General features: G+C 66.5%; 7 protein-coding genes and 1 pseudogene. 1 reads left to right on the top strand and 7 read right to left on the bottom strand.

Annotation, left to right across the window (positions count from 1 at the left end):
• Positions 1 to 24 precede the first annotated feature (24 nt).
• Entirely contained in the window at positions 25 to 1,566 is a 1,542-nt protein-coding gene (gene glpK / locus ACFE99_RS18845) for a glycerol kinase GlpK (RefSeq protein WP_375487920.1), read from the bottom strand.
• A 182-nt stretch (positions 1,567 to 1,748) separates the two neighbouring features.
• On the opposite strand from glpK, the gene ACFE99_RS18850 reads away from it, so the two are divergent.
• Entirely contained in the window at positions 1,749 to 3,227 is a 1,479-nt protein-coding gene (locus ACFE99_RS18850; RefSeq protein ID WP_375487922.1) for a glutamate--cysteine ligase, read from the top strand.
• A 26-nt stretch (positions 3,228 to 3,253) separates the two neighbouring features.
• On the opposite strand, the gene ACFE99_RS18855 is transcribed toward ACFE99_RS18850, so the two are convergent.
• The 6 genes and pseudogenes from ACFE99_RS18855 to ACFE99_RS18880 form a co-directional block, all read right to left on the bottom strand.
• Entirely contained in the window at positions 3,254 to 4,255 is a 1,002-nt protein-coding gene (locus ACFE99_RS18855) for a DMT family transporter (protein ID WP_375487924.1), read from the bottom strand.
• A 76-nt stretch (positions 4,256 to 4,331) separates the two neighbouring features.
• Complete coding sequence (locus ACFE99_RS18860) at positions 4,332 to 5,762, bottom strand: cytochrome P450 (RefSeq protein WP_375487926.1); 1,431 nt, start codon at positions 5,760 to 5,762, stop codon at positions 4,332 to 4,334.
• Positions 5,763 to 6,281: 519 nt separating this feature from the next.
• Positions 6,282 to 7,007 (bottom strand): annotated as a pseudogene (locus tag ACFE99_RS18865) (aminotransferase class V-fold PLP-dependent enzyme); the annotation flags it as partial.
• On the bottom strand, positions 7,004 to 7,969 hold the full coding sequence (egtD, locus tag ACFE99_RS18870) for an L-histidine N(alpha)-methyltransferase (protein WP_375487928.1): 966 nt from the start codon (positions 7,967 to 7,969) through the stop codon (positions 7,004 to 7,006). The gene egtD and the pseudogene ACFE99_RS18865, both read right to left, overlap by 4 nt.
• The gene (gene egtC / locus ACFE99_RS18875; protein WP_375487930.1) at positions 7,966 to 8,658 is read right to left on the bottom strand and encodes an ergothioneine biosynthesis protein EgtC; all 693 of its coding nucleotides are present in this window, start codon (positions 8,656 to 8,658) and stop codon (positions 7,966 to 7,968) included. Before egtC ends, egtD begins: the two co-directional genes overlap by 4 nt.
• Positions 8,658 to 8,791 (bottom strand): SUMF1/EgtB/PvdO family nonheme iron enzyme (locus ACFE99_RS18880; protein ID WP_375487932.1); only part of this gene is annotated, 134 nt, incomplete at its 5' end. The genes ACFE99_RS18880 and egtC, both read right to left, overlap by 1 nt.

Below are 8,791 nucleotides of genomic sequence, written 5' to 3' on the forward strand. Positions count from 1 at the left end.
CAACCTGCGGCTCAACGCAACCGCTCATGACACGTCGACCCAATTCAGCGTCCGCTGCACCGCTTTCCGCCAGCCCGCATACCCCGCGGCGCGCTCGTGGTCGCTCCACGTCGGGCTCCACCGCTTGTCCTCCTGCCAATTGGCCCGCAGGTCGTTGGGATCGGCCCAGAATCCGACCGCAAGGCCTGCGGCGTAGGCGGCGCCCAGCGCGGTGGTCTCGGCGACCACAGGCCGCACCACGTCCACCCCCAGTACGTCGGCCTGAATCTGCATGCACAAGTCGTTCGCGGTGATACCGCCGTCGACCTTCAGAACTTCCAGGTGCACATCGGAATCGGCTGCCATCGCGTCGACGACGTCCCTGCTTTGGTAGCAGATCGCCTCCAGTGTCGCGCGGGCCAGGTGGGCATTGGTGTTGTACCGTGACAAGCCGACGATCGCGCCGCGGGCATCGGATCGCCAGTACGGAGCGAACAACCCGGAAAACGCCGGCACGAAATACACCCCGCCGTTGTCGGTCACCTGACGCGCCAACGCCTCGCTTTGGGCGGCGCCGCTGATGATGCCCAGCTGGTCACGCAGCCACTGCACTGCCGAGCCGGTGACCGCAATCGAACCTTCAAGGGCGTAAACAGGTTTGGCTTCGCCGAACTGATAGCAGACCGTGGTCAATAGCCCGTTGGCCGAACGCACGATCTTTTCGCCGGTGTTGAGAAGCAGGAAATTGCCGGTGCCGTAGGTATTTTTGGCTTCTCCTTCGGCCAGACACACCTGCCCCACCATCGCCGCATGCTGGTCGCCGAGGATTCCGGTGATCGGCACCTCGCCGCCGACAGGTCCGGTCTCCGCGGTGACGCCGTACGGCTGCTGCGGCGACGACGGCGCGATCGCCGGCAACATCGCGCGGGGCACCCTGAAAAAAGACAGCAGCTCGTCGTCCCAGTCCAGCGTCTCCAGATTCATCAGCATCGTTCGGCTGGCGTTGGTGACATCGGTGACGTGCACGCCCCCGCGCGGGCCCCCGGTCAGATTCCACAACACCCATGTGTCGGGTGTGCCGAAAATCGCGTCGCCAGCTTCGGCCGCCTCCCGCACACCGTCGACGTTTTCCAGGATCCACTGCAACTTGGCGCCCGAGAAATAGGTCGCCGGCAGCAGTCCCGCCTTACGGCGGATCACGTCGCCGCGACCATCGCGGTCGAGTGCCGATGCGATGCGGTCGGTGCGGGTGTCCTGCCAAACGACCGCGTTGTAGTACGGCCGACCGGTCCGCCGGTTCCACACCAGCGTTGTCTCCCGCTGATTGCTAATTCCCAGCGCAGCAAGGTCGTTCGGTGCGAGGTTGCTGGCGTTGAGCGCCGATACGAGCACCGATGCGGTGCGCTCCCAGATCTCGACCGGGTTATGCTCCACCCAACCGGCGCGCGGCAGGATCTGCTCGTGTTCGAGCTGGTGGCGGGCGACCTCGGTACCGTCGTGGTCGAAGATCATGCAGCGGGTGCTGGTGGTGCCCTGGTCGATCGAGGCAACGAAGTCGGCCAATTGTTCTCCTCGCGTCAACTGCATGCAATCGTCCATCATGGCCTACCGGGCTAGTCGGATCTCGGGCATTGGCCACGTCGCGCGGCGGAACGGTCCCGCAGGGGCTAGACCGTGTGAAGCCCACCAGCGTGGCCGCCCTCAGATCCCGGCCAATCGTGGTGGCCCGCCGGTTGCGTAGCGATCATTAAACCTGTTGCATCAGCGGTGTGGGCGAAGAGGTCAAGCGCACCACCTACAGCAGCGCGCATCGGCAGCAGTATCGCCGCAAGGTGCAGTTGTGCCTGGACGTCTTCGAAACCATGCTCTCCCAATCCAGCTTCGAATTCGACCAGCCGCTTACCGGTATCGAGATCGAATGCAACCTGGTCGACGGTGACTATCAGCCGGCGATGTCGAACCAGCACGTGCTCGCGGCTATCGCCGACCCGGCCTATCAGACCGAATTAGGCGCCTATAACATCGAATTCAACGTGCCGCCTCGCCCGCTAACCGGACGCGCCCACCTGGATCTGGAGACCGACGTCCGGGCCAGTTTGAACGCCGCCGAAACCAAAGCCAGCTGCGGCGGGGCTCACATCGTCATGATCGGCATCCTGCCCACCCTGATGCCCGAACACCTGGCCACCGACTGGATGAGCGAATCGACCCGGTATGCGGCGCTCAACGCCTCCATTTTCAACGCTCGCGGTGAGGACATCCAGATCGATATCGGCGGGCCCGAACCGCTCAGCCTGCACTACCCGTCGATCGCCCCTGAATCCGCCTGCACCAGCACGCAATTGCACCTTCAGGTCTCTCCCGAGGACTTTGCCGACAACTGGAACGCCGCCCAGGTCTTGGCGGGACCGCAACTGGCGCTCGGCGCCAACTCGCCGTACTTCTTCGGCCATCAACTGTGGGCCGAAACCCGCATCGAACTGTTCGCGCAGGCCACCGACACCCGCCCGGACGAGCTCAAAGCCCAAGGCGTGCGGCCACGGGTGTGGTTCGGCGAACGGTGGATCACGTCGATCTTCGACCTATTCGAGGAGAACGTCCGCTACTTCCCGTCGTTGCTGCCTGAAGTGTCCGACGAGGACCCGGTCGCCGAGCTGGCCGCCGGGCGGACTCCACAGCTCTCAGAGCTGCGGCTGCACAACGGCACGGTGTACCGGTGGAATCGGCCGGTGTACGACGTCGTCGGCGGCCGTCCACATCTGCGGGTGGAAAACCGGGTGCTGCCTGCCGGACCGACCGTCGTGGACATGCTGGCGAATTCGGCGTTCTACTACGGCATGCTGCGCACCCTGTCCGAAGAAGATCGCCCGCTGTGGACCAAGCTGAGTTTTGCCACGGCGCATGCGAACTTCTTGGAAGCCGCCCGGCACGGGATGCACGCCAGGCTGCGCTGGCCGGGCTTGGGTGAAGTGGCACCCGACGAATTGGTGTTGCGCCACTTGCTGCCCCTGGCCGAGGAGGGCCTGCGGCGCTGGAATGTTTCCGTCGAGGCCCGCGACCGCTTTCTCGGTGTCATCGAGGGCCGCGCTAAGACCGGCCGCAACGGCGCCGGCTGGCAGGTGTCCACCGTGCACGCACTGCAACAGCGCGGTATGCCGCGGCCCGCCGCGCTGGCGGAGATGTTGCGGCGGTACTGCCAACACATGCACGGCAACGAGCCGGTGCACACCTGGGAGGTGCCCAGTTAGATCACGCCACCGCGATCAGTGCGCCGCTAAGGGGCAGCCTCGGAAGTACCGACAACCGCGGGTACCGGGGATCGATGCCGGCGCAAACGAACCGGAGGCACGATCGAATGAGCGTTTGGATGCACCGCGGGCTGGCCGGCGTCGCGCACATCGGACCCGGTATGGGCCGCCACGGTGCCGGCCTCGCCACGCGCCAGGGCCACCGTCGCGACGACAACCACCACCACCGCCGTTGCCAACGCGAACAATTCCGGGCCGTCGGCGTTCAGGCTCTCACCGAGCACCCCGACTCCGAGCAGCGACGCCACCATCGGCTTGGCCACATACATCGTTGGCAACGAGGCAGTCAGCGCACCAGCGCGAAACGCCGACTGTTGAAAGACCATCCCGGCCAGCGAGGCCAGTATCCAGGCATAGAACTCCGGCGCCTGTAGTACCGCTCCGAAGCCCTGGTGTCCGAGTAGCACGACGACACCCTTGGTGAGTACCGCGAACAGCGCCAGCGACGAACCAGCCACCGCCGCCAGTAACACCGCCGCGAGCGGCCGACCCCGCCACATTCGTGCGCCCAGCAGGCACAACACCAGCAGCGGACCCATCAGCACCGCCACCACCGTCCACGCTTCCATCGAACCCCGCGCGTGCCCGGCCGCCGGGTCGCCGACTACGACGACCACTGCCAGGGCAACCGCGAGCACCCCCGCCCACAGCCATTCCCAGCGAGTCACCCGGACATGGGTCAGTCGCGCATAAATCGGCAGCGCGAACAGCAGCGCCGTCACCTGCAGCGCCGTTACCAACATCACCGATCCGAGCGCCAGCGCCGCGGCCAGCAGGCCGTAATTGACCACGGCTCCGGCTCCGCCCGCCCACCACCGGGCGTCACGCAACGACATTCGGAACAACTCCAAGTGGCCGACGTGTTTATCGGTGACCTCGTGCGCTGACCGTTGCCGGATCACGTCGCCGCTTGCCGACGCCAGCGCGGCGCACAGGGCAAGCAACACCGCGACATCCGCTTTAGACATGGCGACCTCCTTGGTTACTGCCGCGGCGGGCAGAGCGATGCAGATGGCACGCGTAATGCGATACCTGTTTCTTCGACTAGGCCAATTTGGCCGGCCAGCCTGGGGTTTCGTGGTTGCGCTGGCGAAGTCGTGCCGGAATCGGTGCGGTAACCATCGCTGTAAGACCGACGTTGACCGGGAAATAGCCTTCCAGAGAATGAATTTCGGTTCGGCGGACGATGGCTGCCAGGGCAAGGGTGGCCTCGACCATCGCGACGTGGTCGCCGATGCATGCTCGCGGCCCGGCCCCAAAAGGCAAGTACTGCCATGGGTTACGTCCCTGTGATCTTTCCGGACTGAACCGGTCGGGGTCGAATGTGAGCGGGTCGTCCCACAGGGCAGGGTCACGATGAATTGCTTTAATGGCGACGACGACGTGCGTGCCCGCTTCCACCCGGTGGCCGTCGACGGCGATGTCTTTCATCACAAACCGTTCCACCGCGCGTATCGGCGGGCACAAGCGCAGCGCCTCGTGCAGCACCGCAATGGTGTAACGCAGGCGCGGCATATCCGCATGGGTGAGCTGTCGGTCGCCGAGTCGGCCAACCTCCGCGGCGACACGTTCCTGACATTCACGGCTATGACCCGACGCCCATAGTGCGTAGGTAAGTGCGATGGACGTGGTTTGGTGGCCGGCGATCATGCACGACAGCAGCTCGTCGCAGATCGCGCGATCGGTTAAGGGCTGACCGGTCTGCGGGTCGGCGGTCTGCATCAATGCGCGCACCAGCGGTGCCGGCCGTGCCGGGTCGGAGCGACATGCCCGCAGCATCTCAGTGGCCAGCTCGTGCAGCGCTGCGCTCGCGGCGTGCGCTTGCCGCTGCCGGCGGGTCGGGAGCCAATGCGGCGAATGGGCCGGACGCAACGCCCTGTCGGCTGCCCATTTCACCGCGGTGCGCAGAGAGCATCCCAACTCCGCCATTAGCCCGTCATCCTCGAGACCGAGCATCGAACGGCACAGTGCCCGCAGGGTCAGCGAGCGGCATTCGGCGTCGAGGTCGACTTCGGCTCCGTCGTCCCAGCGGCGAGCCAGCTGGTCTGCCGCCTCGGCCATGTTGCCGGCGAACCGAGGGATGCTTTGCCCGGCAAAGACAGACTGCAGCGCGCGGCGGCGCGGCAACCACTCGTGGTGCGGCACGACGAGCAGACCGTCGCCGATCAGCCGGCGCAGCTCCCACGACATGCGCGTCATACCGCGTTCGACGTGCTCGTCGTCGCGAGCCAGTATGTCGCGGGCACCGCGCGGTGAGGAGACGACCACCAGATCCGGCCTCAGCCACCCGCGTGCCAGAGCGCGTCGCGACACCGCACCGTGGGCGTCGCGCAACAACTCCAGATCGGCATCGAATCTTCGGGCCGCCATCAGCCGCTGCAAATGGGGAAGCACATCGTTCGCCGACGCCGCCGACGTCACCACGCCCGTGGGGGCGCCCGGTCGATCAGAAATTTTCGCCATTTGCTCACCCATGGTCGAGTCACCTCTCGTTAAAGCATGCGCCCCCGAGCGCTGCAGCGATAGCGTATGGGACTACGCAATATCGCTGATCTGCCGAGCGGCGCCGGCTTAGCATCCCGGGACGTGTTGATTGAACGGCTCGGGCAGGGGCAGGCATCGTGGAGGTACCTGTTGGGCGGGCGGCGCCGGAAGGTTGGCTGCTTTACGTGAGGCCGCGGCGGCGTTGTCGTTGGCCGCCTGGGTCCGGCTGGCCGGTGTCACACAGACCATGTCACCGCTGTAAGCCTCGCGTCAGACGAGCCCCTGCTTGCAGGTGGTCGGGCCGTAGGCGCCGCCGTTGGGCTCAACGTTCTGCCGGGATTGTGCGTTTTCCTGGGCGGTGCTGCTTCGCACGTCCGGAGTAACACAGACAGTGTCCCCGGATCTCGCTTCACGCCACACAAACCCTTGCATACAGGTGTCGGGCCCATAAGGCAGGGGAGCCGCGCTCGCGGTCGGGTGGACGGCAGCTGCGCGCCCGCTCGATCTCGGCAGACGGTCCCGCACCTGCGGCGGATCCGACGCCAGATGCTCACCCAACGCCACCGAAAATCCCACTCGCGCAGCGATCTTCGCCTCGCCGAGTTCGAGCCGTTGGGCGACCGACAGCGACGACACCCAGTCCGGCGGCGGCGGCCACGGTTGCAGCCGCTGCATCAGCGCCGGACGAACAGCAAGCACGCCGATCCCGCCCGGGCCGGCGATCCATGCGCGTGACGAGGCGTACATCGCGTCGGCGCCGACTGCGCAGTCGACGTGCCGCAGCGCTTGGGCCGCGTCGACCACCAGCGGCAGCCCCAGCTCAGCGCACAGGTGCTTCATCGCCGCCACCGGCTGGACGACACCGCGATGGCTGGCCACCGCGGTCAAGTGCACGAGGTCGGGCGGGTAGGCGCCAGGCCCGCAGCGGCTTCGTCGACGGCTGCCCGCCTGGCACCGTCGACAGGCAGCGGGCGCCGGGCGAATCTATGCACGGCCATCAGCGCCAGATTTGGGCCGTACTCGCCGGGTAGGCAGGCCAGCACGGTGCGCCCAGCGTCCAACACCGGTGTGGCTGCCTCTGCCGCGACGTATCCGCCGACCTCAGCCTCGTGGCGGGCGTGCCGGGCCGCGGCATCAAGCGGCGAAGCTCTGCCGCGAACACGCCGCACTGTCGAGGTGCAGGCCGGCCAACGGCGGCCGCGCCGCTCGCCACCGGTCGGCCAGCGCAGCGCTCACTTGACCGCCAGCGACAACGCGAAGTCACCGGCGTCGTCGGTCCACCACCGGGTGCGTCGCAGGCCGGCCGCGGCCAACTCCGCGGCGACCGCCTCGAGGCGGAACTTGCACGACACCTCGGTGAGCATCTCCTCGCCGGCCGCGAATTCGACTGTCAAATCCAATGCTCCGATCCGCACCCGCTGTGGCCCGTCAGCGCGCAACCACATCTCGATGCGCTCCGCTTCGGCGTTCCAGCGGGCGACGTGAGCGTAGGCCTCGATGTCGAAATCGGCGTCGAGTTCACGGTTGATCACGGCGAGCACATTGCGGTTGAACCGTGCTGTCACTCCCGCGGCGTCGTCGTAGGCGCGGACCAACCGGTCGATGTCCTTGACCAGGTCAGTGCCCAGCAGCAAGCTGTCACCGGGCCGCAGCACAGCCGCCAGCGACGCCAGGAACTGCGCGCGCGGCCTCGGGGTGAGGTTGCCGATCGTCGACCCCAAGAACACGAACAGCCGCCGCCCACCGCTCGGGATTTCCGCCAAATGCTCCTCGAAATCACCACAGACAGCAGCGATCTCGATGCCCGGATAGTCGCGCTGGATGGCCGAGGCGGCTGCCTGAAGCATGGTGGCGTCGACGTCGAACGGGACAAACCTGCGCAGCGAACCATTTCCGCGCAGCGCGGCTAGCAGCATGCGCGTCTTCTCCGATGTCCCGCTGCCCAGCTCGACCAGGGTGTCAGCGCCGGTCAGCGATGCGACCTCCGCCGACCGGGCGGAGAGAATCTCGGCCTCCGCTCGGGTCGGATAGTACTCGGGCAACCGGGTAATCTGGTCGAACAGGTCGCTGCCCACCGAATCGTAGAACCACTTGGGCGGCAGTTCCTTTGGCGAACGACGCAGACCGTCGAGCACATCTTGTCGCAGCGCGTGATACGCCGAATCTGCGGCCAGGTGGTTCGACAGCGACAGCGTCATAGAGATCCTTCCAGTGCGGTGAACGTGACCCCATCGTGGGTGACATCAACGAGGTGGTGGTCGGGTACGTCTTCCCAGTTCGGGTCGTCGTCATACGGCTCGCTGGCCAGCACCACGCCGTCGTCGCGACGCAGCACTGACAGGGTGTCTCCCCACGTGGTGGCCAGCAGCCGAGAACCGTTGGCCGCCAAGATGTTCAAGCGGGCTTTCAGGTCGTCGGCACCCACTTGCCGGATCAGGCCGCCCAGGGCGTCGAGACCTCGGGAGAAGATCAGCGCCGCCAAAAGCGTGCTGTCGCAAACCGGTTCGGCCGAGGAGCTCGCAGGCAGAACACCGCGGTCGACGACACCGTTGTGCGCCAGCAGCCAGCGGCCATCGGTGAACGGCGCGGTCGCGCTGAGTTCGATCGGCATGCCGATGGTCGCCGAACGCACCGATGCCACCACGCAGTGGCTGCGCAGGGCGGGCGCCACCGAATCGAACGACACGTCGCCCCACAGCGGTGTGGTGCTACGCCAGCGTCGCGGGGTGGCACCGTCGAAAAAGCCCACACCCCAGCCGTCGGCGTTCATCATGCCGTGCTTCTGGCGGCGCGGCGCATAGGACTGCACCCGCAGGCTGTGTGGCGGATCGAGCACCAGCGAGGAGATCGCCACCTCGCGACCCAGCCATCCCAGATGACGGCACATCAGTCGTCGGCGTCCCAGGCCAGCCGGACGCCGGCGAAGATCTGCCGACGGTAGGGGTGGTCCCAGTTGCGGAAGCTGGGCCGCAGGATTCCCGGTTCCACCGCCCACGACCCGCCGCGCAGCACGCGATAGT

This window comes from uncultured Mycobacterium sp. (assembly GCF_964249325.1).
Taxonomy (GTDB): domain Bacteria; phylum Actinomycetota; class Actinomycetes; order Mycobacteriales; family Mycobacteriaceae; genus Mycobacterium.

Bases quoted from the DNA above. Each gene is read 5' to 3' on its own strand.
- glpK (WP_375487920.1), bottom strand. From the start codon at position 1,566: ATGCAGTTGACGCGAGGAGAACAATTGGCCGACTTCGTTGCCTCGATC.
- ACFE99_RS18855 (WP_375487924.1), bottom strand. From the start codon at position 4,255: ATGTCTAAAGCGGATGTCGCGGTGTTGCTTGCCCTGTGCGCCGCGCTG.
- ACFE99_RS18860 (WP_375487926.1), bottom strand. From the start codon at position 5,762: ATGGGTGAGCAAATGGCGAAAATTTCTGATCGACCGGGCGCCCCCACG.
- egtD (WP_375487928.1), bottom strand. From the start codon at position 7,969: ATGACGCTGTCGCTGTCGAACCACCTGGCCGCAGATTCGGCGTATCAC.
- egtC (WP_375487930.1), bottom strand. From the start codon at position 8,658: ATGTGCCGTCATCTGGGATGGCTGGGTCGCGAGGTGGCGATCTCCTCG.